Genomic DNA, 25,226 nt, shown 5'->3' with positions numbered 1-25,226 from the left:
CTCACCCCTCCTTATCGAGCTGTCTGTGCGCTTCGATTAAACGCTGTATTGTCGAGATTATTTCGATGACAAAAAACAATAACGTCGTCCAAAATAGGAAAGTCGGCGCTGTTAATACCATCAAACTAAGTAAAATAAATCCTTCCGTTCGTTCCGCGAGTCCCGTTGCATAATGAAACGACTTCACGCCTTTATTCTGCACCACATTTCCGATTGTCAAAAAGGCCGTAATTCCAAATAAAATCGAGGCCATCAAAAGTAGCAAAATGAACTGCTGTTCCGGAAAACGTGCGGCGAGCGCAATAATAATCCCCGCTTCGACCACTCGATCAAACGTCACATCCATCACTGTTCCAAAACCGCTTTGCTTCGTTTTCCGTGCCATCGTCCCATCAACCGCATCCAAAAACCCAGAAAACCAAAGGACTAAAACACCCGTCCACATCCAGCCAAATCCGACCAAAATCGCGGCAACAATCCCAATCACAAATGCCAAAACCGTCACTTGGTTTGCTGAAAATCCGATTTTTAAAAAGAAATCTGCCGTTTTATCCAATATCGGTCTCACATATGGTCTCGCTTTCGTATCAAGCATCTTTTTCACCCCTTACTGGTGCAATATAAGCTGTTTCCGCTCTATTTTCATCCACGATAATAAACTTTTGCGCCCCATCTTCTAAAATCACCGACCAATAGGCTTGCCCATAGAGCATAACCTGGCGCTCGACCTGCACCGGAACACCAGAATCCGCCATCCGCCAAGCACCAATCGGATAATAAACATCCTTATACAACAGACCATCTCCGAAAAACACATCGATTTCAGCATCCGTCGCCTCTTTCAGTACGCCATTCTCCATTAGCAAAACGCGTTCACTGAAAACTTTAGCCTCTTCATAATGATGCGTCACGAATACTGCCGCCATTTTGCGCTCCTCAATTTGCGTAAAAACCCACTGCCGCATATCCCGTCCGAGTCGCACATCCAAACTACTAAACGGTTCGTCCATCAATAGTAAATCTGGATTCCCAATCAGCGCACGCGCCACCGAAACCCGTTGCTGTTGCCCACCTGAAAGCTCAAAAGGATACGCATCAGCCCATTTCGCCAGCTCACTTTTCTCCAAGAAAACCCGTCCGATTGCCTCACGTTCTTTCCGTTTTACCTTTTGGCATTTCAGTGGAAAAATAAGATTCTCCAAAACCGTCATATGCGAAAATAGCACAGGTTTTTGTGAAATATACGCGATTTTAACCCCTGATTTCTGATAACTACCACTATCAAACGGCAATAATCCCGCTAACACTTTCAAAAAAGTCGTTTTCCCACTCCCTGATCCACCTAAAATCGTCACCTTCTCACCTTGCCTAAGCGCCAAGCTAACCCCATGCAAAATTGTCTCGTTTTCAAAGCGTTTCGTTATATTTTCAACCTTAATTATCTCCATTAACCCATCACCCCAACCAATTTCACAATTCCTTTGTAGCACCATCTAAATATAAATAACATCACAAACGCCATGAAAATCGTGAATAAAGCCGCTGCCGCAACGATTTGCAATTGCGAAGATGTGAAGTAGGGGAATAAAATGAGTGCCACCGTCTGAATAATACCGCCACCGATCATCGATGTAATCGCATACTGTCCAATCGAAATCACAACCGAAAACAATAAAATCGTCTCATTCATCGGACGCATGAGCGGTAGATAGACATCCAATGCTAGCCGCAACCGCGTTCCACCCATCAAATAAACATACTGATTAATATCCTGATCAAGCGCCAAATAGGCATTCCGCGCAATCCTAATCGAATAAGGTAACGTCGGCAAAAGTTGAATCAAGACAACTCCTAACACTGTTTCCGTCAAATCCAAACGAATAAACCAAATATCCAGTCCCGCCGCAATAACAATGAGTGGCACAATCAGGGGTAGCTGCAAACAAACATCCAAAAACGCCAATTTCCGCCCCGTCGCCCGCGCTAAATAATACCCCACGTAATTTGCCACCAGCAAGTTAATCATCACAACAAAAATCGCGACCACAATCGTTGTTCCAATCGCCGACCTGAAATTCGAGTCCTCAAAAATACCAACTTCCCCGCCACGCCAAGCAACGATACCAAAAACAGCAATCATAATCACGTATTGTCCATAAATAAACTGCCTCATACTTGCCCACTTCCTTTACGCAAAAAGCTCCGATATCGTTGCACCGAAGCGAATAGAACAAACGCCAACAATAGTAAGAACACAGAAACCACAACCATCCAAAACATCGTTGCCACTTGCACACTCACATCCGTCGCGTAATATCCCTGATAAAATACCACACCTAGAAACGCCGGAAAACTGTTGCCCACCAAACTTGGAATTTCATACGCCGTCCAAATAAAAGCTAGCAAAATAATCATCAGTTCTGCCATTTGTGGCGCTATTTTTGGAAATTCAACATTCGCAAAAACGCGCCACGTCCCACCGCCAGACAATCGTACCAATTCCACCTCTGCAAAATCGATTTTTCGATATGTCGTCATCAGATAAAAAACAACAAATGGTACTTCTTTCAACAAATACGTGATCAAAATCTCCAGAGTCCCGTAAATTTTGTAATATTCGCCGATATACGGATAAATGAATGCAAAAACGAGATACACATAGAGCGCTACAACAAAATGTGGATAATAGAAACTCGTGTTTAACCGCGCCACGGATCGCATCACTTTAGGTTTGAGCAATACTTGCCGCACAATCAAGATACCAAGTCCAAGCGATAACAGTGTCGTAATCGCACTCACGCCCAACGAATACAAAACACTGGTGAAAATTCGCTTTTGACGGCTTACTTCCACAATTCCATCCCAATTTGCCCCTAAAAATCGCATTTTCCAAACGAGCAGTACAATCGCCATTAAGCTAACCGCGCCAAGCAACACCGGAATCAGCCACGCCACGCCTTTACGGATAGACATAATTGCTCCATTCCTTCTGAATCGCTTCTGCGGTCGTGTCTGGGAACTCATTCAACGCCTGCCAATCATTATAAAACTGATCTCCCGTCTCACCAGCCGTGTCAAATTTCGCCTGCCAGTCCTTTGTCATTTTATTCGTAAGTAGCGTCGTTCCATCGCCCCACACCGATGTTTTCAATTTCTCGGCTTGCGCTTCTTCCGACAATAAATAATTAATTACGACAAGCGATGCCGCTGGTTGTTGCGTATTAAAAGCTACCGAAAGATAATGCGCATTCGTCAAAGCCCCATTATCGAGTGAAAAAGTACGCGTCACAGCTGGAAATGTGCCATCTTCTATAAACGGCAACGCACGACGCTCATTAAAGCCCATCGTGAAATCAACCTGACCTTGCGCATACAACTGATCTAGCTCCTGCAACGTTTTCGGATACGTTTTCCCGTCACGCCACAAATATGGTCCAATCGATTCTAAATACGCATACGCCTTTTCACGATCCGCTTTTGTCGGCGCCTCAGTGAATTCTTTCCCTGGGTTTTGCGCGTAAATCACCTGTCTCACAAACGCATCTCCCGTGAAATCCGCCACATCTGGATACGTAAACCGTCCCGGATTCGCCTTCACCCAAGCCGTCAGTTCCGCCAAATTAAGTGGTGGTTTCGAAACTTTGTCCGCATTATATTGGAACACAAAAGACGTTTTTCCCCAAGGTGCTTCCATTTTATCGATCGCATTTCCCGCATCCTTTTCCGTCAAAAGTGGATCGACAAACTTCGCCACATTCGGAATCTGATCGGTAATTTCACCATAAAGCAGGCCACCATCCTTCGCCGTTTTGAAATTCTGACCATTAATCCAAACCACATCCACGCTACCATTTTTCTTCCCAGCCTGTTTCTCACTGCTCAGTTTCTGAATAAATTTCTCCGTATCCATCGGCACCCGTTTCAGCGTAATATCCTGCTCCTTTTTCAGTTTCGTCGCTACAAAATCATCGATGTAGGCGTTAATATTCTTGTCCCCGCCCCACATATAAAAATTCACCGTCTGACCTTTCGCGTCCTTTTTCAACTGCGCAAAATCCTGGCCCTTCACGCTGTCCGACGAACTATTATTCCCGCACGCCGCCAAAACTAACAATAATCCAAGCATTGCCATTAAGCCAAATCGCTTCATCCCAGTTCCCCTTCTTTCCAAATCGGTATCGCCAAAATAAACGTACTACCAACATTCAGCTCACTCTCCACACACAACGAACCACCGTGTAACTCTGCTAAATTTTTCGCAATATGAAGCCCAAGTCCTGAGCCACCATGCGCCAAATTCCGCGACTTCTCCACACGATACAACCGCTCAAAAATCCGCTCCTGCTCCGCCACTGAAATTCCCTGTCCATGATCCCGAATCCGAAACAAAATAGCGTCTTCCGTCCGCTTCACATCAATCTCAATCTCCGTTCCCACATCCGAAAACTTCAACGCGTTCTCCAGCAAATTATACAAAATCCGCGTCACAAACTTCTGATCCGCATACACAAACTGGCAGTCCGGCGCAATCGCCACATGCACGTCCCGATGCTCTCGCTTCAGTTGCACATCAAAAGCCCCCAAAACATCGACCAGCAACTGATCCAACCAAATCCGCGACCGCTCCAAAACTGGCTCCTTCTTATCAATTGCCGCGACATCCATCAACTCATCAACCAAATCCGTCAACCGCATCGTTTCCCGCTGAATTGTCCGCAAATATTGCTGCCTTTCCGCATCCGTTGCAATCATCCCATCTAAAAGTGCCTCCGAAAACGACCGAATCGATGCAATAGGCGTCTTAATATCATGCGACAAATTCGCAATTAACTCATTTCGCGCCATTTCCCCGTCCTTAATCTGCCGAAACATCTCGTCTAACCGCGCCGACATCTCATTAAAATCCTCCGCCAGCATCCGTGTTTCGAGTGGTCCCGTCACCTCGACCTTCCCAGAAAACTCACCTTGCGCGATTTTGCGACTTTCCTTTCCCAATTTATCAATCGACCGAAGTGCCGGCCGCATCAACAAATAATTAATCACAAAAGCAAGCGTACTCGCACCGAGCGTAATCAAAATCGTAAAAATCACGAACTGCGTGTTAAAAATCATCCGATATGCGCTAAACCCGAGCACAACCGTTACAATAATCACGCCAATCCCATAAGAAAGTAAAATAAGCGTCCGTAATTTCATGATTCCATCACCAACTCGAACTTGTAGCCAAGACCCCAAACAGTCTTAATAAAAACTGGTGCCTCGCCGTTCACCTGCAATTTCTCCCGTAAATGATGGATGTGCACATTAATTGTGTTCGCATCCCCATCGTACTCATAGCCCCAAACGCGCTCTAACAATTCCGATTTCGAGAAAACCCGTTTATTCTCACTCGCTAGAAGCCACAACAAATCGAATTCCTTAATCGTCAGCTCCAATTCCTGCCCAGAAACCGACGCCAATCGTTTCGCCTTATCCAGAAAAAGTGGTCCATGCGTCAGCGTCTCCGGTTCTACAAATTGCCGCGACCGCCGCAAAATATTTTTCACCCGAAGCACCAACTCGCGCGGGCTAAACGGTTTGGACATGTAATCATCCGCACCAAGCGTCAAGCCATACAATCGCTCTTTCTCCTGCGTTAAAGCACTCAAATACAAAAACGGCGTATCCTTTCCGCGCTCCTGCACCTCCATAATAAACGCATGCCCGTCCATTTTCGGCATCATAATATCCACGACCATCAAATCGACACGTTGCGCATCATACATCACAAGCGCCTCTTCGCCATTTTTCGCCGTCAAAACACGAAAGCCTTCCTTCTCCAAATAGCGCCGACACACATCAACTATCGTCTCCTCATCATCCACCAGTAAAATTGTGTTCATCCGCGCCTCACCTCACGTTTATTTTTTCTCAAATAGATACAAGAAATCCCCGTACCCCTTCTCTTTCATCTGTGCTTTCGGAATAAAATGGAGCGCCGCTGAGTTCATGCAATACCGCAAATGCGTTGGCTGCGGCCCGTCCGAAAAAACATGTCCCAAATGCGAATCCGCGTGCTTACTCCTGATCTCCGTCCGCTTTGTCACCAAGAAATTATCCTCTTTTTCATACACATTGTTCGGCACCAGAGGCTTTGTAAAACTCGGCCAACCCGTACCCGAATCAAATTTATCCGTCGAACTAAACAGCGGCTCACCAGAAACCAAATCTACATAAATTCCTTCCGCCTTATTCGCATCATATTTATTTTGGAAAGCCGTCTCTGTTTGACTTTCCTGCGTCACCCGGTACTGCTCGTCCGTCAACTTCGCCTTGATATCAGCCTTAGAATAACTCGCAGGATAGCTTGGCAAGTCCACTTCCTTATCCTTACCCCAATGTTTATTCAAAAAATCATCACGCCCAGAGCCATTTCGATAATACTCGTACCGTTTCGGATTTTTCTTATAATAATCTTGATGATACGTTTCCGCTTCATAAAAAGCGCCCGACGCTGCAATCGGCGTCACAACCTTACTAAATCGTCCAGTCTCCGCCAGCGCTTTCTTCGAGGCTTCCGCTTCCTTTTTCTGTTCGGCATTCACATAGAAAATCCCTGAACCATACTGCGTTCCACGATCAACAAACTGCCCCTGCGCATCCGTTGGGTCAATCTGATGCCAAAAGACGTCCAACAACTGCTCATACGAAATCAACTTCGGATCAAACTTAATCATCACCGCTTCCCGATGGCCCGTATTCCCACTTGAAACCTCATCATACGTCGGATTTAGCGTCTTGCCACCAGTATACCCCGAGATCACATCGTTGACCCCTTTTAACTTCTCGAATGGCGGTTCCATACACCAGAAACAACCACCCGCAAAAATCGCGATTTGCTGTCCTGAACCATCGTCCCCAATATTTTGATATAATATATTCTCGCTGCCATGCGATTTCGCGTCCTGATGCGAGACATACGCATAAACACCCCATGCGACGCCAAGCCCAGCGACCACAATAATTGTATTTCTCAACCATTTTTTCATTTTCGCCCGCCTCCAAATAATACGATAGTTTCCCAATAATATCTAATTCCCTGTTTTCGCTCATGAAAAACGATATTATCTCACAGCCCTATCATACTAAAAAGAAGTTTTAGAATACTTACCTAATTATTATGTAATTCTTAAGTTTAAAAACCACTTACCGATGAAGAAAATAGCTCACCTATATAATCCATTTCAAATGCTGACCAAAACCCCAACAAATTACCAGATATGTTATACTAATAATACTTTCTATATTAAAAGGAGGAACCTAATTATGGCGATTTTTTCAACGCAGTTTATGTCGCAATCGCTTGAATTGCGAACGTCTCTACAAGTTTTTATTCCAGACACAATCGATACAGAAAAGCCGCTGCGTTTACTCTATTTATTGCACGGTCTATCCGATGATGACTCCGCTTGGTTGCGCCAATCATCCATCGCTCGTTACGCCGAAAACCGCAATATCGCGATCGTGATGCCGCAAGTTCATCGCAGTTATTATACGGATATGCAAGTCGGTAACAACTATTGGACTTTTTTGAGTGAGGAGTTGCCGCGCCTTGTTCACAGCTGGTTCAAGTTGCCGACGGAGCCTGAAAATACATACGTTGCCGGACTTTCAATGGGTGGTTATGGCGCGCTGAAATGGGGGCTTCATTACCCTGAGAAATTTGCAGGCATGGCGTCCCTTTCTGGTGCGCTTGACATGGTCGCCTTGCGTGAAGCGAGACCAGAAATGGAGCCGGAGATGCTCGCCGTGTTTGGTCCAATTGCATCACATCGCGGTTCAGACAACGATTTGCTCGCTTTACTCGGCAAAGTCACCGCAAAACCACGCGTTTTACAACTTTGCGGCACGGAGGATTTCCTGTATGACAACAACCTCGGCTTTAAATCGCGGATGGAGCAGACAGATTTACCGTATATTTATAAAGAATCACCCGGCGAACATAACTGGGATTACTGGGATCGCGAAATTCAGACGGTACTCGACTGGATCGATCAAAAAGGAGATTTTGCATGACGAATACGAAAAAAAACGCCAGCATTTTATTTGGGCTTAGCGCTATCACGGCAATCGGTTTTATTGTGATGCTAATTGGTGTCGCAACGAACGCGAGCTTCATTAAAAACTTCGACAACTATTGGATCGACATTATCCGCGTCAACATCACGACGAGTAAGACGGATATCATTGCTTTCATTACCAACTTTGGCGGTGTTGCTGCGATTGTGATGATGACGATAGCACTTTTGCTGATATTCCTATTTCTAAAAAGGTACACGATCGCCATTTGGTTTGGCGGGGTTGTCCTCGTCGGCGGTGCGCTTTTACCGTGGATTATTAAACAAATCATTGCCCGTCCACGCCCAAGTGATATGCTGATTTCTCAAGGTGGTTGGAGTTTTCCAAGTGGTCACGCCACAGGTTCAACGGCGTTTTATGGTATGATCGCGGCACTTCTTATCATCACCGTATCAAAATTATGGCAGCGCATCCTGATTGGCCTTGTCGCCCTCGCGATCATTTTGACAATCATGTATACCCGCGTCTATCTCGGCGTCCATTACCCGTCCGACGTCACAGCTGGATTCTTGCTCGGCAGCACCGCCGTTCTTTGCGGGAGCGCGCTGTTCCTATTATATAGTCAATCTTGCCACCGCTATTTACTGGCGCGAAATTGGAAAGACGTTTACTTGAAAAAATAATCCGATTTATTCCTTTTTCACCGTTCGAAACTATGTAAAAATCGCCAAAATCATCTAAACAAAAAATTCTGGGAATCAATCTCCCAGAATTTTTTCATTTCTTCAAAGCCTCCAGTTTCTCACTAAGTTCATGCATTTCCTCTAAAAGCGGCTCCAATCGTTTCCCATAATCCGTCAGAGAATACTCCACACGTGGCGGAACCTCAGGATAAACCGTCCGCGACACAACCGATTCCTCTTCCAATTCCCGTAACTGCTTCGTCAAAACCTTCTGCGTAACCCCTGGAATCTCTCGCTTCAATTCACTGAACCGCAACGTCCCTTTATACATTAACTGCAAAATAATCGCGGTTTTCCATTTCCCCGTAAAAATCCCCATTGTACCATCCACTTTACATTTTTCCGGAATATTTCCCATCAAAAAAACCTCCTTAGTTTCCTCAAAGATACCATACCACCTCAAAGTGCGTACTTCACAATACTATTATATCACGTTATACTTACATTATATAAGTAACTAGCAAAGGAGAAGTTAAATATGAAATCATTCAGAATTAATCCAGATAACGGTATGGTAGTAGGTATCTTTACGCTCGGCGAACACGTATCCGATCCCCTCACTGGAAAAATAATTAGCGAGCAACAACGTATCTCAGAAATTATTGCAACCGCCAAAATGGCAGATCAGGCAGGACTCGACGTTTTTGGTCTCGGTGAAAGCCACCAAGCCAAATTCATCTCCTCCGCCAATCAAGTCATTCTAGGAGCGATTGCCCAAGCAACCAAAAATATCAAAATAACGAGTAGTGCAACTGTCCTAAGCACCGCCGATCCCGTTCGCGTTTACGAAGAATACGCCACACTCGATTTAATCTCAAGCGGACGCGCAGAAATCGTTGCTGGTCGCGCCTCACGTGTTGGCGCTTTCGAGTTACTCGGCTTCAACCTAAGAGACTACGAAGAACTTTTTGAAGAAAAAATGGAACTCCTCATCCAGTTAAACGAAGAAGAAAAGATCAACTGGAGCGGTCAATTCCGCGCACCACTAAACCAAGCAGAAATTTTTCCACAACCATTAAACGATAAAAAACTACCGATTTGGCGTGCTGTGGGTGGAGGTCCTGCTAGTGCCATTAAAGCCGCTAGACAAGGCGTACCAATGATGCTCTCGACGCTCGGTGGACCTGCCTATGCCTTTAGCCACGCGGTCAAAGCCTATCGCCAAACTCTAGCAGTATCCGGATTCGATCCGCTCGACTTCCCAATTGGAACGACCAGTTTAATGTACATCACCGAAAACTCCCAAGACGCGCTGCGAGAATTTTACCCTTACGCCAACCACATCATGGAGGAATTGCGCGGTACCGGCTACGCAAAATCACAATTTGCCGAATCGATCGACACCAAAAGCGCGATGCTACTCGGAAGTCCGCAACAACTCATCGAAAAAATACTGTACCAACACGAATTATACGGCCATCAACGCGTTCTAGGCCAAGTCGATATCGGCGGTATGCCACTCTCAAAAATCGAAAAAACGATCGACTTACTCGCGAATATCGTGGCTCCAGCTGTTAAAAAAGCTACGAAAATGGAGGTGAACAAAAAATGAAAATAGTTGGTATCTCAGGCGCCATTACCGGTTCAAAAACAAAAATCGCCGTCCAATTCGCGCTCGACCATATCCAAGCGAATCATCCAGGCGCCGAAACAGAGCTCATCGATCTAAGCCAAAACGAGATGATTTTCAGCGACGGTCGTGATTTTCGTGATTACACCGGTGACACCGCCAATGTGACTGCAACAATCATGGCCGCCGACGCGATTCTGATCGGCACACCAACCTATCAAGCATCCATTTCTGGCGCTTTAAAAAACGTCTTAGATTTACTTCCAGAACGCGCCTTCCAAGAAAAAAACGTTGCGATTATCACCACAGCTGGCTCACCAAAACATTACCTCGTCGCAGAACTGCAATTAAAACCAATCCTGGCCTATATGAAAGCTCGAATTGCGCAGAACTACGTGTTCATCGAAGAACGGCAATACGATCGCGGTCAAATTGTGGACGACGACGTAACACTCCGATTACAACGTTTGGCAGACGACCTCGTGTACGAAACCCAAGTACGCCAAGAAATCACCAAACAAAAAGACGCACGTTACGATTTTTAAATAAAAAGAGGCTATACAATCATATTCCACATCGGGATATAACTGTATAGCCTCGTTCTTTTCGTTATTTACGCTTATTTCTGGCACTCTGAATCAAGTTCCAGATAACTAAGATAAGAACGACTACCAATAAAATATTGATTAACGCTCCACCGATATGGAATATTAGTCCAATCACCCAAAAGGCGAAAAGAATAACAATGATTCCCCAAATAATACCTAACATCTATAAAACCTCCTTGCTTTGTGCTATCTATATCTTTACCACAATGAAAAAAGGTCAAACATCCGAGACTAGAAACTAATCACGATTTTCCCTTTAGCATGGTGTGTTTCGCTAAGAGCATGCGCGTCGTAAACACCTTGTGCGGAGAATGGGAATGTCGCGCCAACAATGGCCTTCACTTTGCCAGCTTCCATCAAACCAGCGAATGCTTGCAACTGCTCACCATTAGGCTCCAACCATATGCTCTTCGCAACCACATTTTTCGCTTTCGCAAGTTCTTGATCCGGTTCCGCAACGATCGAAATCAGACGTCCTGTGTTCTCTTTCAACACTTTGAAACTGTCCTTCTGAATGTCGCCACCCATCGTATCAAAAACCACATCCACATCCGTCAAAACATCCGCAAAATTTGTTGTTTTGTAGTCGATCACTTCATCCGCGCCAAGCTCTTTCAAAAAGTCCGCGTTTTTCTCGCTCGCCGTAGTAATAACATGCGCGCCTGCATTTTTAGCTAACTGAATCGCAAGCGTACCAACACCGCCAGCACCCGCATGAATCAGAACTTTTTCGCCTGCTTGCAAGTTCGCATGATCAAATAGCGCTTGCCAAGCCGTCAAACCGGCAAGTGGAATCGAAGCCGCTTCATCAAAGGACACATTGTCTGGAATTTTCGCAAGTAATGGCGCGTCAACTAATGCATATTCCGCGTACGTACCAAAGCGCGTCGTTTCAGGGCGCGCAAACACCTTGTCGCCAACTTTCCAATCCGTAACACCCTCGCCAACTTCCGAAATAACACCCGCTGCGTCCCATCCTAAAATAATCGGGAATGGCCAATCCATCATTTGTTTTAAGTATCCTTCGCGTAATTTCCAGTCAATCGGGTTAATCGAAGTCGCCTTCATTTCAACAACAACTTGATTTGCTTCCGGTTTTGGAGTCGCAACCTCTGCTTCTTTCAACATATCTTTACCACCATAATTTTCAATAATAACTGCTTTCATCATCCATTACCTCCTCTAAATTTAACGCGTAATATTCGCCGACATCCGTTCTAAAATATCCGCAAAACCCGCAAGTTCTTGTTTTGATAAATCCTCTAGTAACAGTCTCTGAAAAGCCTCTTTTTGCGCCGTTAGTTCAGTAAGCCTCGTTTCGCCAAGTGCCGTCAACCTGATAAAAGTTGCCCGACGATCTGGCGCCCGCTTCTCACGAATGAGCAAGCCATCCTCTTCCAGTTTGCGCAAATGCCTTGTAATCGCAGCAGCATCAAGATTTAGAGTCTGTTGCAGGGCCTGCTGATTTTGCTCGTTCTCACAAGATATTTGGTAAAGTAATTCCACTTTTGTCGCACTCATTCGCAATGTTGACTCGAATGTTTGGTTCATATTTTTGCATAAACTGTGCATTTTCGCGAGCAATATCGCGCGTTCCGAACAACCATCATCCATCTCAATCCCTCCGATCCACCAATTAATTGACCCATCAATTGATATATCAATTATCTTACTCTTTTAAATAAATTTGGCAAGGAATCTGCTCGAAAGGTATTTAGAACCGCATTATGGTATAATTTTTACAAAGTATGAGTTCAGAACAAAAAATGGGGGTGTGGGAAAATGACAACGCAAGATAAGACATTTATTTCACTTATTTCGACAATGGGACGCGTTTTGCTAACAGAGAGCGGCGAAGGCACCATTATGATAGAAGAACAGTTGCATCAAGTAGCCGCGCATTATGGCTATCACTTGAATATCTTATGCTTAAGTGAATATATCGAAATCACCATTTATCATGAGGAAGAGCATATTCACCATGCTATTATTCAAGCAACACCAGGAATCGCTTCTTTATCACGCATATCTTCCGTCAAAACATTGCTTCATGACATAGATAATGGCCTCACACTTGAAACGGCTGATGAAAAGATGCAAAAGATTTCGACGTCCCCGCCAATTTATCCTGATTGGTTACGCGTGATTGGCACCTCTTTTTTCGCGATGGGATTTGCGCCTCTTGTTATTGCAACATGGACAGAAGTCTGGATCAGTGGTGTTTTAGGCCTCATTTCGGGACTGATATGCGTCGTTTTAGAAAAAAATAGATTTGGCCTTTTCTTTCCACTTATCGCATCCTTTTTCGTAGGCGTTGTTAGTCTCACTGTTTTCCATGATACGGCGATTAGTTATGGACCAGTGTTTCTGATGATTCCAGCGCTGTTCATTTGTATTCCAGGAGATACGATGTCTGCTGCTGCCGGCGAGGTTTTTTATGGAAAATTAACAGCTGGGTCTGCTCGCTTAGTTTCTGCATTTATGTGCCTCCTCCAGATGGTGATTGGCATTTTGCTAGCGATTGAAGTGACTGGGGCAACCGTTCGAACGCTCGATAAAGGAGATATTTCAGGCACTTTTAATTCCTTCTATATTTTACTATTTGTCATCGTTTTCTGCCTAGGATTATGTTTAACATTTAACGTTCCAATGACCTATTTGAAGTGGTTATCGATTTTTGCAATCCTGACTCTTGTCATCCAATACGTCGTAGGTCAGTGGGCTGGTGATTTAATTGGCACCTTTGTTGCAGCGATTGCAGCTGGTGTTATGGCAAATATAGCCACAAAATCCCCTTCTCAACCGCCACGCGTCGTCCTTTTTATCAGTAGCTTCTTCATTTTAACAGTTGGAGCGAAAGGGATTGAAGGGCTATCAAGCATTATTGGCGGCTACGTCGTGGAAGGCTCGCGTGAAATTATGGCGATGATTATCCTCTTCCCGACCGTGACCATTGGCATAGCGATTGGCTACTTAATTTCGACACAAAAGAAACAATTACAACAAAAAAATTGAAAAACTGCTGTTCACCTGCCTTGTGATGATTATATAATGGAGATAGCTTCACAAAACAAGGTAAGAGGAGAGATTTAGAAAAATGAAAAAAGGCATCGGGATAATGCTTTTGGGCTTCGTACTACTTTTAGCTGCATGCGGAAGTAATGAAAAGCAAGCAGAAACCTCTGATAAATTAACGATTCAATTAGATGAGAAAAATGTAACGGCGGACGCAAATGATATTTTCACGGTTACAGGAAAAGCAACACCTGGCGCTACGATTAGTATCGGCGACGTTTCCGTGGATGCAAATAAAAAAGGCACATTCGAGTTAATGCACATCTATGAAAGCGATAAATCATATGAAATTGTGGCGAGTAAAAAAGACCTGACAGAGACCCGCGCAACCGTTCATGTGACGCAGCCGGCCGCAGTTAAAGAGGAGCAGAAAGAACAAGAGCAAGCCGCGAAAGACAAAGCTCAAAAAGAAGTAACGGAAAATGCGAAGCCAAACGCCGCCAAAATATCCTTTGCGATGTTGAACGGCAATCCTGATAAATACGCGCGAGAATCGTATTATTTAAAAGGACAAGTCGCAGAAGTCACTGATGGCGGCGCGACGAAATATTTGAAGGTAAATATGACGCAAGATGGTGGCACGTGGAAAGATACCGTGATGGTGATTTACACGGGGACTACAGAAGCTAAAAAAGGCGCTATCGTCGAGGTTTATGGGACGATTTATGGAACATATGCGTTTGATGACGCGAATGGTAAGACAATTGCGATGCCGGGGATTACGGCTAGTTCGATTAGTGTTTTAGAATAAGCACGTAGAAAAGGCATGTTCCCGATAAACGCGGAACATGCCTTTTCTATCAATTATGGAGCGTAGGGGGATCGAACCCCTGACCTCTACACTGCCAGAATTAAACATAGATATATTTTAGGAGGTTTTAGTAGCTTTTAATGTCTGTCTTATGCCATTTTCAATTTTACGATAGCTGTTAGTAATCGTTTAAAATCATTAAAAACTGTTTCGTTCTGCCCACGCTCTGCCCACGGAAAAGAGTAAAATAATGACCGCCAGCATTGGACGCTTGGCGGTCTTTCTTGTAGTTTAGATTAGCCGATTTCGATATCTAGAATGTCCCGAAATTCGATGACTTGCGAAACCCCATTTACATCTTTAAATTCTATCTCTTGTGTGGCTATTCTGATTTGTGTTGGTGATAAAATGCGCCATGCCTCTTCGCCCATTTCTGCAAAATAACGCGCATCCTCGAACGGCGCTAATGAATATAGCCCATGCCTGTACTGCTCAAAAACTTTGACTCGGCAAACCCAGTCACGTCTTAATGCATCTTTAATTGTCATCATGAAGTACTCTTTCTCTTGTATATCTATATCTCTTCTATGAACTAAATGTACAATATTCCTTGTTGCTGGCCTCGCCAACAACTGCTCTTGTAAATTCAATCTTTCCATAGTACTCACCTCTTGAAGCTATTATAGAACATTTGTTCGTATTTCGCAAATAAAAAAGACACCTAGCTAGCACTATAGGTGTCTTCTTGGAGTGTCTTCATGCAAAAGACCTTTCTATTATATCAAAAATAGACAAAATAAAAAAGCCCCTCAAATGAGAGGCTTTCGTCATATTATTTGATGTTAAACACTGAGGTTGTCAAGGTGCCTAACTTAGATGTATATGGGATTGGAAGGTTAGTCGCTTTATAAAACTCATAATAGATTCTATACTTTCCTGCCCCTTTCTTGAAGAAGTGCGTACTAAGAAGGAAATCCTCTACCCGCTCATGTGGCATGAGTCCGCCCTCGCTACCTTGTAGAACACAGGCGGTTTCCCAGATACCTTTCGTTTCGTTGAATTTCTCTGACTTGATTTTCGAATCGACGCCGAACGCGTTTTTGTTCTCAATGACGATCGTTACACCCCCATCAGTCTTTGGGAAATTATCTTTCGCTGGATTTACATAAATGTTCGATACGTTTTTACTTGCCATTTTACATTCCTCATTTCATTTGTTTTATTTATTTTTAAGCTCTACATATTTATCTGCTGCTGTGATGTAGAACGTTTTCCCCTTGCTGTTTTGAACCTTATACTGCGGGCTACCCGCAACATTGACTTTTGCCAATACAGTAGGGAATCCTAAGCCCTTACTAACTGTACCAACTACATCTCTGTCTGCCCAAGAGCCCTTACTGTAAAAGCGTAATTCACCAGTTTTGGAAACTAATTTTTTGCCTGTGTAAGAGGTAGCTCCTGGTGCTGTTGGTTTAGGTTTTACAGGAGCTGGACTAGGCTTATTTTGCGTCGTGTTCGGTAGCGCAATATTGAAGTAATCTAAAGCACCCCTTACGATAGCTTGAGCGATTAAGCTTTTCTTAGTGTTATATGCTGTCATGTCATCCTTGTTACTGATGAAGCACGTTTCTAAAAGCATAGCTGGAGCCTTCGTTTCTCGCAGAATACCGAGGCGGCCGTGCCTTGTTGATGTGTCTGGCTTGATTTCGCGGTCACGGAAGTAGTCATCTACGCGGTCATTGACTTTTTGGGCTAGACTCTTACTTGTTGGGCTGCCATCTGCGTAAAAACCTGTTGTTCCATTCGCTGTAGCCACCGCACTATCAAAATGAATCTCGATAACAGCATTGACCTTCTCATTATTTGCCTTCTTCGCATCTGCGCTGATATTACGCGCAACGTTCGAGGTGCGGTTATTGATGACCTTAATACCCAAAGAACGGGCGTATTTAGTCGCCTCAAGCATCAACTCCAGCGCCTTATCTGATTCCTTGCCATACGTGGAAGAAGCACCTGGATCAACCCCACCATGCCCTGCGAAAATTGCTAACTTCAATTCATTGATTTTCATATTTATTCGTCCTCCTTGCTATATTTTTTCTCGCGGTTCGTGAAGATTTCAAACACGCCTGTACCGCCCGCACCAGCTAACCCACCAGCCCAAGCCATTACGTAGGCGCTACCCGCCCCTGGTAAGCCGAGAGCGAGTAAGCCAAGGCCTACACCCAACACAATGGATGCGATAGGCAGCCACTTCTTGGGAATAACCCCCGTCTTCTTAATCGCCTGCACAACAAGCGGTACTACCATGGCCAAGAATGTCATATACGCTAAAAGCTCTTTTCCAAATTCCATTTTTCCATTCCTCATTTCTCTGCAATTTTTAGTAACACTTTATCGATTTTTCTGTCCATGTTCTCAACGGTTCGCCGATGAGCTTTGAGCCCTTCGATATAACGCTGCTGCTGTGCTGTTACTGTAACTAGGTTCTCATTGATGGTTTGACTTTTAGCCAGCGCAGTCTGCATACTTCGCATGTGCTCCTGGTGTTCAAGTCGCATATCCGCAATAAAAGCTTGCTGGCTTTCGATAATGGACTGTTTCGATTCTGCCCTTTCTTCTGCCTTAGTTAGCTGTCGTAGGAAGTGCCGAAACAGAATCCATAGGGCCCAGATAGATAGGACCATAAAAATTATCGTTAGGATATAGAACGCCCTATCATTCGTGACTGCCTCATCAACTAACTCCGTAACAATGTCCCCCAAGGTCCTCACCTCATCCCATAAAAAATAGCGCTATTCGGCGCTTTTGTTTTCTACCTCTTCCAATGAGGAGGCATGGTATTCGTCTAAGCCAGCCTGCACTTTGTCACGGAGCGACTTTGGCACGTCCTCAATTGTGCGACTGGATGCTTCATCGAGGATAGATTCAATAAACAGCTTCACAAGAGGGCTCATTCTAACTCACCTCCCAACCTTTCAATGATGATAGCCAGGTCCAGAATTGTGTCACGCAACTCCGCACTTTGTACCCTCATCGCCTCGTTCTCTAGCTTGAGTTTTTCAATATCAGTCTGTGAGTTTTTTTCATATTCCTTGATAACTAGCTGCCTTTGCCTCTCATCAACTAGAGCCTTGCCATCTACTATTTTCACAAAATCAAGCTTATTAAAATCCTCGGCCTTGGCTTCAATCTCCTGAAAGCCTTCCTGTTCTGATTGTGACCATGCCACTACATAACCTAGGCTATCCAGCAACACAAAATAAGAACTAAACATCACCCCACCCCCCAAATTTCTCTTAGACATTTCGACCTAAAATTAACGCCATCCAAAATACGCACATTATTCGAGCTACCCGATACAGCGTTTATCCCAACATAGATGTACTTATACATAACCTTTGTAGTATCCTCTACCGAAATAGTGACGGAATGCCCTTCGCCTGGATGGCTGATAATAAACTCCACTGGAATCGGATAAACCAGCCAACCCCAATTATCCGCCCCAGTCCCAACTGTGTAATGCGAAAACACTAAATACAGCATTTGATAATCATTTGTTTCCAAGTTTGGAAAGGTAAGCCTGTGCCCCTCATCCATATACATCCCGCCGCTCCAGAAACAGTCGGCACGCCTTGCTTTTTTCAGTACGTCAGTCAGACCCTTGCCCTCGTTCATGAGTCCAACACCTTTTTGATAAATTGGAACATGCTTCTTCACTGTGCCCATCGTTGTTGCATCGAGTACATTGACAGCTTTCAGCAGACACGTATATCCGTCTGTAATGGGCTGATATATTGTTTCAACAACAATATATTTCAGTGATGTGAGATCAAAGGTTTCATCCGATAAAACGCGTATGCACAGCCCTCCAGCAAAGACTACAGTGCCTGCTTTGACTGTGTAACTGTTTGTAGTACCCACTTGCGCTATCGTCCCGAAAAAGCCGTTTCCTGCGTTCCCGACCATCGCCCCTAGCTCGGAGCGCGTATCGATTGCCTCAATGTAGGCGTCGTTTGTATAATTGAATGTTTTAACTGCCATTTATTTATAACCTCCTTCTTTTAAATCCTTGAGCTTCGCTGTGAGCGAGCCCTTCTTTATGCCCGTTTCCAGATCGTACTTAGGTGATAGAATGCCCTTCTCTATGTTGACTGTATAGGCAGATACTAAGTCCTCTACAAGAGCGCCGTTCTGCATTCGGAAACTCACGTAATCTCCAACGTCATACTCCTCACCTAACTCTGCTACATGATTATCAAGTGTTGTGAACTTCACCGTATACTCAAATTGGAGCTCTTTCAGTTTTGCAATTGTACGCTGCACTAGCTCGGCATGGCTGATCGTCTCACGGATATCGTAGACGTAACAGCTCGCATAATCATTCGATACCCTGTTATCGATGAAATGGAAATCGCGAGCGTTGTCTTCACCTGCGCCAAGACCGAGTATCTGGTTGTATGCCTCTTTTGTACTCTTGATGACCTCGCCCTGCTTATGCGTGATGTCCGTGAGCAGCACAACGCTTTTTCTAAGGTCCCGCAAATACTTCCCCTCTATATAAACACGCCGATCCGATACGATGTAAATTTGATATGTCATATCATTAGAAATGCAATTCGCGCGATGGAAGGCGAAAGCGGTTTGCATCCGTGGCGATAGCGAGAATGTTGTCTTATCTGCGTCCAGCTTTGTGATGACCGTGGCAAGTGGGAAAGCCAGTTGTATCGTGTTTTTCAGGATAGCAAAAGAGCCGCCTGAGTAGACGGCCGAGCTCACCATATTGCGCTTGAGTAAATAGTTCATCTGCACTCTGTCCAACAAATAGCGGAGGTCGAAACCTGAATACGTGTAGGTGCCCTCTGACTCTTGCGTCTGTTTGACCACTCCGGAGAAAATAGGCTTTCGCTCATCCAGTATCGTGATGAAATCCTCTACCTCTACACTTGCCGATTTTGTTTTCAGATCGAACGCCTGCCAGTCCCAAACGTGAGCAGTGAATGAGCCAGCTGTAATACTAATGATGGTCTTCTGATTCAACATTTTATCGAATATCAGACATGTCAACATTAGGCGCTCACCCACGTTTCATATATCTCTACTTCAATAGAGCCCCGCAAGTTGGCGCTATCCACGCTAATCGTATACGGCGCACCTGGCATCAAATCAAAGAAAGGCGGGTCTGCTGTAAACAGGTCAAACAATGCAATTGCATTTACTCCATTCTTGCGGACGAACATATCAAAGTTGTCGATGACAAGCGTTTCACCTGTGTTGATATTGCCGTCGTATTTGATACGTTTCTGCTGTCCGGTCATCGTGTTTTTGATTGTCAGCGTGAAGGCTGATACTTCGCCGTTTATACGTATGATGAGCTTTGCAAAGTGGTTCCCACCGATGTTCGTTATCGTGCCGGAACCTGCTCTATAAGTCTGGCCATGTGTCCAAGGATGCGAATAAGGGTGCTTGTGTGATTGGTCAGAGCCTTCTAGGTTGATTCGCGTTGCCTTGGGCGCCATGGCAATCCAGGTCTTTGATATGCGGTCGAATGCAATTTTGATTTTCAACTCATCGCCATCCTCTTCAATCTCACCGAAATCGAACGACTTAATAAGCGCCCTGGAGAACATCTCTACATCCGAGGCATTCTTGTAAATGAGCATCCCATAGGCATCCACGCCTTGCTGCCGCATGAGCTGGTCGTAGTTCAAGATTCGCGTGACCTCTCGCTGATTCTCGTAGATGTCTCGATTGTTACCATGGATGCTCAATAGACTTAGCTCTCCCGAAAAATCAGGAATGACAAGCCTGGTATTTGTAACATATGTGTGGTCAGCGTAATTACTCTCTTCTATCGTGTTCTCATATGCAAACCCCATGCCCTCCAGGTTATAGAGGAACTGCTGGTACGGCATTGAGAAGTTGGCCTCTTCACCAGCGCTATTCCGATATGTGATTACTCGATACTCCGTCAATACCTATCACCTAGCCTTTCATCTACCACGTCGACGATTTTGTTGATGTCGGCCTCTTCGCGAATTGTCATCCCGAAAAATTGGAACTGGAGATAATTCTGAGTCGCATTGAAGTTCGTAGCCAACTCTTGCATTCTCTGCAATACAGGCATGCTTGGTGCACCGTTCACAGCATCAATCGCGTTCAGCGCCATATTGGCCGCATTGTCGATAGCTCCGTCTGCGTTGTCGTCGATACCGATTGCATAGCCATCTGAGAAATCCTTACCTTTTTTGATTAGCTCCTTGGCAGGTGAAGCTGATTTTTGTGCAGCCTTAACGGCAGAAATTGCATTGGTAACCATGTTGGCAGCTGTAGTTGCTGCTGCGCTTGCAACTGAATTTATCCCCGCTGAGAAACCCTGCCCGAAATTACGGCCTTCCTGTTCGGCCGACACTGAACCAGCACCAGATTTCGCATTACTTGCCAGCCCCTTACCTGCGGTATTGGCTGCACCTTTCTTAGAGTTTGCGCCATCAACAAAGGTCTGCGCATTACCTTTACCTTCGCCACTTAAGTTCGTCTTACTACCTTTTTTCTGCAACTCGCGCAAGCCAGTGAGGAACTGATTGACATTTATTTTTCCATTTTGGAAACCTGTGACAAGCCCATCAATGTTAGTCTTACCCACGCCTTTTATATCTACCTTAGTATCTGTTTTGATTTTTGATTTAAGCCCTGTAAGAAAAGTATTAACACCAGGAAGTCCTAAGTCCATCCCTTTTTTCAAAGTCCCTAAATCATCCTTACCAATTTTGCTAAGGTCCTTATCATAGATTTTATTCAGCTGTGTTTTGAATTTACCTTCAAGCTGGTTGATTGTAACTGCTCCTGAGTCCAATCCGTTTCTAAGCGTTGCGATATTGTCCTGGCCTATTTTGTTCAGGTCATTGCTATAGATGTTCAACATTGACGTTCCAAATTTTGCTTTTAGTTGGTCTAACGTGATGGCTCCAGCATCTAGCCCCTCGCGTAATGTGTCGACATCTTTCTTCCCTACATCCCCAAGGTCGTTAGTCGTTATGGCTTCCAGTTTGCTAGAAAAGAAATACTGGAGCATTGGAAGGGCATCCTCTCCGCCCTTCTTGATGGCTGCAAAAAACTCTTTCGCTGTCTTATTTCCATTCTTCCCGAGGTCGATTTTAGTATTGGATTCTAGGTCAAGCCCCCATTTTTTCGCAACTGCGGGAATATCTGCATTCTTCTCACTTAGCCCTTTTATGAACTTCTCACTAAGGCCCTTTGCTTGGACTGCAACCTGGTTTCCCGATGCGTCCACTGCGTCGACCATTCCCTGAGTATCGAGCTCAACCTGTTTTCTAGCCTGGTCTGCACTCAGCCCTGCCTCCATGTAGAACTTGATGAGGTTGTCCTTGAACTCCTTGATACTACCCTCCGCCTCTTTATTTCCCGAACTTAGACTCTTAATATATGTTTCATTTTTGCGTTTTATTTCTTCTTGCATGGAGACTTTTTCAACCCATGCTCTTTTTTCCTGAGACCACCATTTCCAGGTTCCATCAGCCTGTAGTTGTTTCATCCTGTCTATATCCATGCCAGATTCTAGGACTACCTCACCTGTGTTTTTAAAAGATTCCGCTAGACTTTTATTGGTATCAGAGAGTACTCTTTGAGATTTATAACTATTTTCTGCAAGAGTCTTTCCGTTCAGTGTCATGAGCTGATTATAGTTCTCCTGGCTTATGTGCCCCTCTGCCAGTGCTTTCTCTAAATCCTTCTTGGTGCTCTTGTAGTAATTTTCAGCCTCTTTAGTTGACTTATCGCGAGCTTTCTTTGCGGTCGCGAGCTGCTTATCATATGAAGACTTCGAAATAGTATCCTGATTTTGACTAGCTGCTTTGGCAATACGCTCTTGCTCTTTAACTGAGTTAGAAAATACTTTCAGTTGCTCATCAAGAAACAAGGTTGCTTCACTGTATCGCTTCTTATCTGCCTCTGTCATGCTGGCCAAGTTTCCATTGTATTTCGTTTTCAGGTCATTCATTGTTTGTACTGCGTCTTTGACTTTATTGATATTTTTATCAATCGAATCGTTGACCTCTTTTGTTGCCTTATCAGCTGTTTGCTTCCCGACTGCACCTGTCCCTTTGGTCAGAGTGTCAATCTCTGTATTCAGGCGGTTCTTATACTCTTCAAGGGCTACTATGGCCTTATCCGCCATACCTGAGTAAGCCTCAACTACTTCTGTAGACATCTGTTTCGCGTTCTCGACCGTGGCCGTTTTCATCAAAGCCATGTTGGTATGTGCGGTATCTTTCAACTTAACAAAAGACTCACCAGCTTTTCGAGTTCCAGCAGAAACACCCTCGCCGTACATAGCCGCGTTATCGATTGATTTCGTGAGCTCTGCGTCATGCCGTTTCTGTGCTGCGACCTGATATGCCCACGCGCCACCCAACGCTACAACACCCAATCCAATAGCTGCGATGGTTGCTGTTACAGGGTTTAGCGTCATCATCAATAAGCCCACACCAGCAACAACTGGCCCGATGGCTGCGGCGGTTCCTGCAATCCCCACAATGGCTTTTTTCGTACCATCGTCTAATGAAGTAAACCAGTCCGAAAATTCTTGTGACACCTCTGCAACATCCGATAACACAGGCCCCAACGCCGTTCCAATGTCTGCAATAGCATTCTCAAAGGCTCGCATAGCAACCTCTAGCTGATGATTGCTTTCGGCTGCGGAGTTTAATTTATCCAGCGCGCCCTTGGTGTCCATTAGCCCTGTTTGGGCGTCTGTCATGGCGTACACGGCTTTGTTTCCTAAGTCCTCGAACTTCGTACCGAATAGCGCTGTACCTAGCTGTGTGGCCTTTTGCTGGTCGTCCATGCCCTTCAAATCTTTACCTATGGCTTTGAACATTTCCGCAGCTGTCACTTTGCCGTTTTGGTACTCCTTAAACATCTTCTTGGTGGACCCTGACATCTGGCTCATTGCCTCAGTCGTTGATTTCGAACCGTCCTGAATACGGATGCCGAACTCTTTTACAAGGTCATTCACGTAATCCAGGTTATAGGCACCTTCTTTTGTACCAGCTTCCAAGATAGAAAACATCTCATCAATCGAAAAACCCGCTTGACTAAATAGCGGGGCATACTCGGAGATATTATCGAAAAGCTCATCGGAGAAATTGAGGCCATTCTGTGCACCCCAAGCAAGTTTCTGGAAGGCTTCTTCTGAGGATATTTTGAAGTTCTTCATCAAGCCATCGCCGCCACGTACAACCTCATTGACATCTGCGTCAAAGGTTGCTGCTAAGTTCATAGCTGTGACAGTTGCCTGCTTAAGTTCCTTGCCATCCAAGTCTCTCATTTTCAGCTTGACACGTGTCAGGGCGTCCGTGACTTCTTCTAATGATTCCCCATAGCCATCCACATAGATAGAGCGCGCTGTGGCCGATAGTCTGGCCGTTTCCTTCTCGGTAGTACCTAAGGAGCCTTTAATCTTACTTTGTGAATCTGCGACGTTCTGGGCTGCCTGAATCGATGCCGCACCCACGGCCAAAATCGGAACGGTAATCCCGGCAGTCATGCCCCCACCAACTTTAGCAACATTGGCGCCTGCCTCTTTTGTCTTCACGCCAAACACGCCTAAATCCTTATTGGTCTTCTCTAGCTCATTTCCAAAATTGGCATAGGCCGTTTTCGCTGACAGGAGTTCTTTCTCCAGCTCATCTACTTCCTGCGAGTTCTCACCGTATTCTTTTTTCGCGAGTTCCAGCTGGTGCTCTAGGTTCTTGACCTGGTCGGCTGTGTTGCCCATCTGACGGCCAAGAATAGCCTGGGATGCTTTCAACTTATCCGCCTCTTTGGCTCCATCGCCCATTGTGGCAATCTGTAACTCAAGCTCCTGGTCTAACCGTTCATTGGAACGCGTCAGCCTATCCTGCTCACCCTCCAACTTCGAAAGTTCTTGTCGACGTTTGGCCGAGGAGCTGTTCGCGTCGTTTTCCGACTGAGCCAACATATCCATTTTTCGGGCTGTATCTATTGTTTGATTAGCAAGTCGCTGCTCTGCAATCTGCAAATCTAGTAATTTCTTCTCTAAGTTTTGAGCCTCTTTGGAGTTCTCCCCGAAAGTCTGTTTTGCGTTATCGAGGTGCTGCTCTGTAGACTCAATTTTCTTGCCTGTCAGTTCTTGCTCTCTGGCCAGTTTGGCCATTTGGCTCTCTAGCTTCTCAGAAGCGGAGCCTGTCTCTTTTAGCTGTTCTTGTTCGAGTCGAAACTCTTTATTTAGTTTCGCAGTATCGGCGTTCATGGTTTTCATGGCTGCGCTATACTGCTGATTATCGACTTTAAATTTTATCTTCTTTTCGCTGTCTCTTGCCACTTATTTCGCCGCCTCTCTTTGCACATGCTGCTTCCACGCGTCTACTGCGATTTTA

At 44.9% G+C, this 25,226-nt stretch carries 28 protein-coding genes; 6 read left to right on the top strand and 22 right to left on the bottom strand.

Going from position 1 to position 25,226, the window contains the following annotated elements:
* Window position 1 precedes the first annotated feature (1 nt).
* Genes UE46_RS05520 through msrA form a run of 8 tightly spaced genes read right to left on the bottom strand, consistent with a single transcriptional unit; the run spans window position 2 to window position 7,028 of the window.
* Window positions 2–595, bottom strand: coding sequence for a CDP-alcohol phosphatidyltransferase family protein (locus UE46_RS05520; protein ID WP_036058670.1), 594 nt, complete (start codon window positions 593–595; stop codon window positions 2–4).
* Window positions 588–1,448: an ABC transporter ATP-binding protein gene (locus UE46_RS05515; protein ID WP_051492759.1), complete on the bottom strand. Its 861-nt coding sequence runs from the start codon at window positions 1,446–1,448 to the stop codon at window positions 588–590. Before UE46_RS05515 ends, UE46_RS05520 begins: the two co-directional genes overlap by 8 nt.
* Window positions 1,448–2,173 (bottom strand): ABC transporter permease, encoded by a 726-nt coding sequence (locus tag UE46_RS05510; protein ID WP_036058667.1) that lies wholly within the window; start codon window positions 2,171–2,173, stop codon window positions 1,448–1,450. Before UE46_RS05510 ends, UE46_RS05515 begins: the two co-directional genes overlap by 1 nt.
* Window positions 2,170–2,973, bottom strand: coding sequence for an ABC transporter permease subunit (locus tag UE46_RS05505; RefSeq protein WP_036058665.1), 804 nt, complete (start codon window positions 2,971–2,973; stop codon window positions 2,170–2,172). The genes UE46_RS05510 and UE46_RS05505 overlap by 4 nt, the downstream gene beginning before the upstream one ends.
* Window positions 2,960–4,150: an ABC transporter substrate-binding protein gene (locus tag UE46_RS05500; RefSeq protein ID WP_036058662.1), complete on the bottom strand. Its 1,191-nt coding sequence runs from the start codon at window positions 4,148–4,150 to the stop codon at window positions 2,960–2,962. Before UE46_RS05500 ends, UE46_RS05505 begins: the two co-directional genes overlap by 14 nt.
* A complete protein-coding gene (locus UE46_RS05495) occupies window positions 4,147–5,196 on the bottom strand; it encodes a sensor histidine kinase (RefSeq protein ID WP_036058661.1) in 1,050 nt (349 codons plus the stop codon). Before UE46_RS05495 ends, UE46_RS05500 begins: the two co-directional genes overlap by 4 nt.
* Window positions 5,193–5,882, bottom strand: a complete 690-nt coding sequence (locus UE46_RS05490) for a response regulator transcription factor (RefSeq protein WP_118907463.1) — start codon at window positions 5,880–5,882, stop codon at window positions 5,193–5,195. Before UE46_RS05490 ends, UE46_RS05495 begins: the two co-directional genes overlap by 4 nt.
* Window positions 5,883–5,900: 18 nt before the next feature.
* Complete coding sequence (msrA, locus tag UE46_RS05485) at window positions 5,901–7,028, bottom strand: peptide-methionine (S)-S-oxide reductase MsrA (protein ID WP_036058660.1); 1,128 nt, start codon at window positions 7,026–7,028, stop codon at window positions 5,901–5,903.
* 277 nt (window positions 7,029–7,305) lie between these two features.
* Here msrA and UE46_RS05480 point away from each other — a divergent pair, with 277 nt between their 5' ends.
* Entirely contained in the window at window positions 7,306–8,055 is a 750-nt protein-coding gene (locus UE46_RS05480; protein ID WP_036058659.1) for an alpha/beta hydrolase, read from the top strand.
* A complete protein-coding gene (locus tag UE46_RS05475; RefSeq protein WP_118907462.1) occupies window positions 8,052–8,741 on the top strand; it encodes a phosphatase PAP2 family protein in 690 nt (229 codons plus the stop codon). Before UE46_RS05480 ends, UE46_RS05475 begins: the two co-directional genes overlap by 4 nt.
* A 94-nt stretch (window positions 8,742–8,835) precedes the next feature.
* Here the strand turns inward: UE46_RS05475 and UE46_RS05470 are convergent, their stop codons facing one another.
* Complete coding sequence (locus UE46_RS05470; protein WP_036058658.1) at window positions 8,836–9,159, bottom strand: winged helix-turn-helix transcriptional regulator; 324 nt, start codon at window positions 9,157–9,159, stop codon at window positions 8,836–8,838.
* A gap of 120 nt (window positions 9,160–9,279) precedes the next feature.
* On the opposite strand from UE46_RS05470, the gene UE46_RS05465 reads away from it, so the two are divergent.
* Window positions 9,280–10,353 carry an LLM class flavin-dependent oxidoreductase gene (locus UE46_RS05465; RefSeq protein ID WP_036058657.1) on the top strand — a complete coding sequence of 358 codons (1,074 nt, stop codon included), beginning with the start codon at window positions 9,280–9,282 and terminating at the stop codon, window positions 10,351–10,353.
* On the top strand, window positions 10,350–10,916 hold the full coding sequence (locus UE46_RS05460) for an NADPH-dependent FMN reductase (protein ID WP_036058656.1): 567 nt from the start codon (window positions 10,350–10,352) through the stop codon (window positions 10,914–10,916). The genes UE46_RS05465 and UE46_RS05460 overlap by 4 nt, the downstream gene beginning before the upstream one ends.
* A gap of 64 nt (window positions 10,917–10,980) precedes the next feature.
* On the opposite strand, the gene UE46_RS05455 is transcribed toward UE46_RS05460, so the two are convergent.
* From UE46_RS05455 to UE46_RS05445, 3 genes are all read right to left on the bottom strand, one after another.
* Window positions 10,981–11,142 (bottom strand): lmo0937 family membrane protein, encoded by a 162-nt coding sequence (locus UE46_RS05455; RefSeq protein ID WP_118907461.1) that lies wholly within the window; start codon window positions 11,140–11,142, stop codon window positions 10,981–10,983.
* A 68-nt stretch (window positions 11,143–11,210) separates the two neighbouring features.
* Window positions 11,211–12,146, bottom strand: coding sequence for an NADP-dependent oxidoreductase (locus UE46_RS05450; protein WP_036058714.1), 936 nt, complete (start codon window positions 12,144–12,146; stop codon window positions 11,211–11,213).
* Window positions 12,147–12,167: 21 nt separating this feature from the next.
* Complete coding sequence (locus tag UE46_RS05445; RefSeq protein ID WP_036058653.1) at window positions 12,168–12,593, bottom strand: MarR family winged helix-turn-helix transcriptional regulator; 426 nt, start codon at window positions 12,591–12,593, stop codon at window positions 12,168–12,170.
* Between the two features lie 168 nt (window positions 12,594–12,761).
* On the opposite strand from UE46_RS05445, the gene UE46_RS05440 reads away from it, so the two are divergent.
* Together UE46_RS05440 and UE46_RS05435 are read left to right on the top strand one after the other, a co-directional pair.
* Window positions 12,762–13,994 carry a threonine/serine exporter family protein gene (locus UE46_RS05440; protein ID WP_036058650.1) on the top strand — a complete coding sequence of 411 codons (1,233 nt, stop codon included), beginning with the start codon at window positions 12,762–12,764 and terminating at the stop codon, window positions 13,992–13,994.
* 82 nt (window positions 13,995–14,076) lie between these two features.
* Window positions 14,077–14,805 (top strand): hypothetical protein, encoded by a 729-nt coding sequence (locus tag UE46_RS05435; RefSeq protein WP_036058649.1) that lies wholly within the window; start codon window positions 14,077–14,079, stop codon window positions 14,803–14,805.
* 296 nt (window positions 14,806–15,101) lie between these two features.
* Here the strand turns inward: UE46_RS05435 and UE46_RS05430 are convergent, their stop codons facing one another.
* From UE46_RS05430 to UE46_RS05380, 10 genes are all read right to left on the bottom strand, one after another.
* Window positions 15,102–15,464 carry a hypothetical protein gene (locus tag UE46_RS05430; protein WP_051492758.1) on the bottom strand — a complete coding sequence of 121 codons (363 nt, stop codon included), beginning with the start codon at window positions 15,462–15,464 and terminating at the stop codon, window positions 15,102–15,104.
* A 173-nt stretch (window positions 15,465–15,637) separates the two neighbouring features.
* Window positions 15,638–16,000: a hypothetical protein gene (locus UE46_RS05425; RefSeq protein ID WP_036058647.1), complete on the bottom strand. Its 363-nt coding sequence runs from the start codon at window positions 15,998–16,000 to the stop codon at window positions 15,638–15,640.
* Between the two features lie 24 nt (window positions 16,001–16,024).
* Window positions 16,025–16,876, bottom strand: coding sequence for an N-acetylmuramoyl-L-alanine amidase (locus UE46_RS16285; protein WP_036058646.1), 852 nt, complete (start codon window positions 16,874–16,876; stop codon window positions 16,025–16,027).
* A 2-nt stretch (window positions 16,877–16,878) separates the two neighbouring features.
* Complete coding sequence (locus UE46_RS05410; RefSeq protein WP_036058645.1) at window positions 16,879–17,160, bottom strand: holin; 282 nt, start codon at window positions 17,158–17,160, stop codon at window positions 16,879–16,881.
* Window positions 17,161–17,171: 11 nt separating this feature from the next.
* Window positions 17,172–17,570 (bottom strand): hypothetical protein, encoded by a 399-nt coding sequence (locus tag UE46_RS05405; protein WP_036058644.1) that lies wholly within the window; start codon window positions 17,568–17,570, stop codon window positions 17,172–17,174.
* A gap of 188 nt (window positions 17,571–17,758) precedes the next feature.
* Window positions 17,759–18,082, bottom strand: coding sequence for a hypothetical protein (locus UE46_RS05400; RefSeq protein ID WP_036058641.1), 324 nt, complete (start codon window positions 18,080–18,082; stop codon window positions 17,759–17,761).
* Entirely contained in the window at window positions 18,082–18,849 is a 768-nt protein-coding gene (locus UE46_RS05395) for a hypothetical protein (RefSeq protein ID WP_036058639.1), read from the bottom strand. Before UE46_RS05395 ends, UE46_RS05400 begins: the two co-directional genes overlap by 1 nt.
* Entirely contained in the window at window positions 18,850–19,848 is a 999-nt protein-coding gene (locus UE46_RS05390; RefSeq protein ID WP_233230991.1) for a siphovirus ReqiPepy6 Gp37-like family protein, read from the bottom strand.
* Window positions 19,849–19,874: 26 nt separating this feature from the next.
* Window positions 19,875–20,720, bottom strand: coding sequence for a phage tail family protein (locus UE46_RS05385; protein WP_233230990.1), 846 nt, complete (start codon window positions 20,718–20,720; stop codon window positions 19,875–19,877).
* Window positions 20,721–20,776: 56 nt separating this feature from the next.
* Entirely contained in the window at window positions 20,777–25,171 is a 4,395-nt protein-coding gene (locus UE46_RS05380) for a phage tail tape measure protein (RefSeq protein ID WP_036058633.1), read from the bottom strand.
* Window positions 25,172–25,226 lie beyond the last annotated feature (55 nt).

This window comes from Listeria weihenstephanensis, from assembly GCF_003534205.1.
Lineage (GTDB): Bacteria > Bacillota > Bacilli > Lactobacillales > Listeriaceae > Listeria_A > Listeria_A weihenstephanensis.
This window is presented reverse-complemented; position numbering and strand designations above follow the sequence as displayed.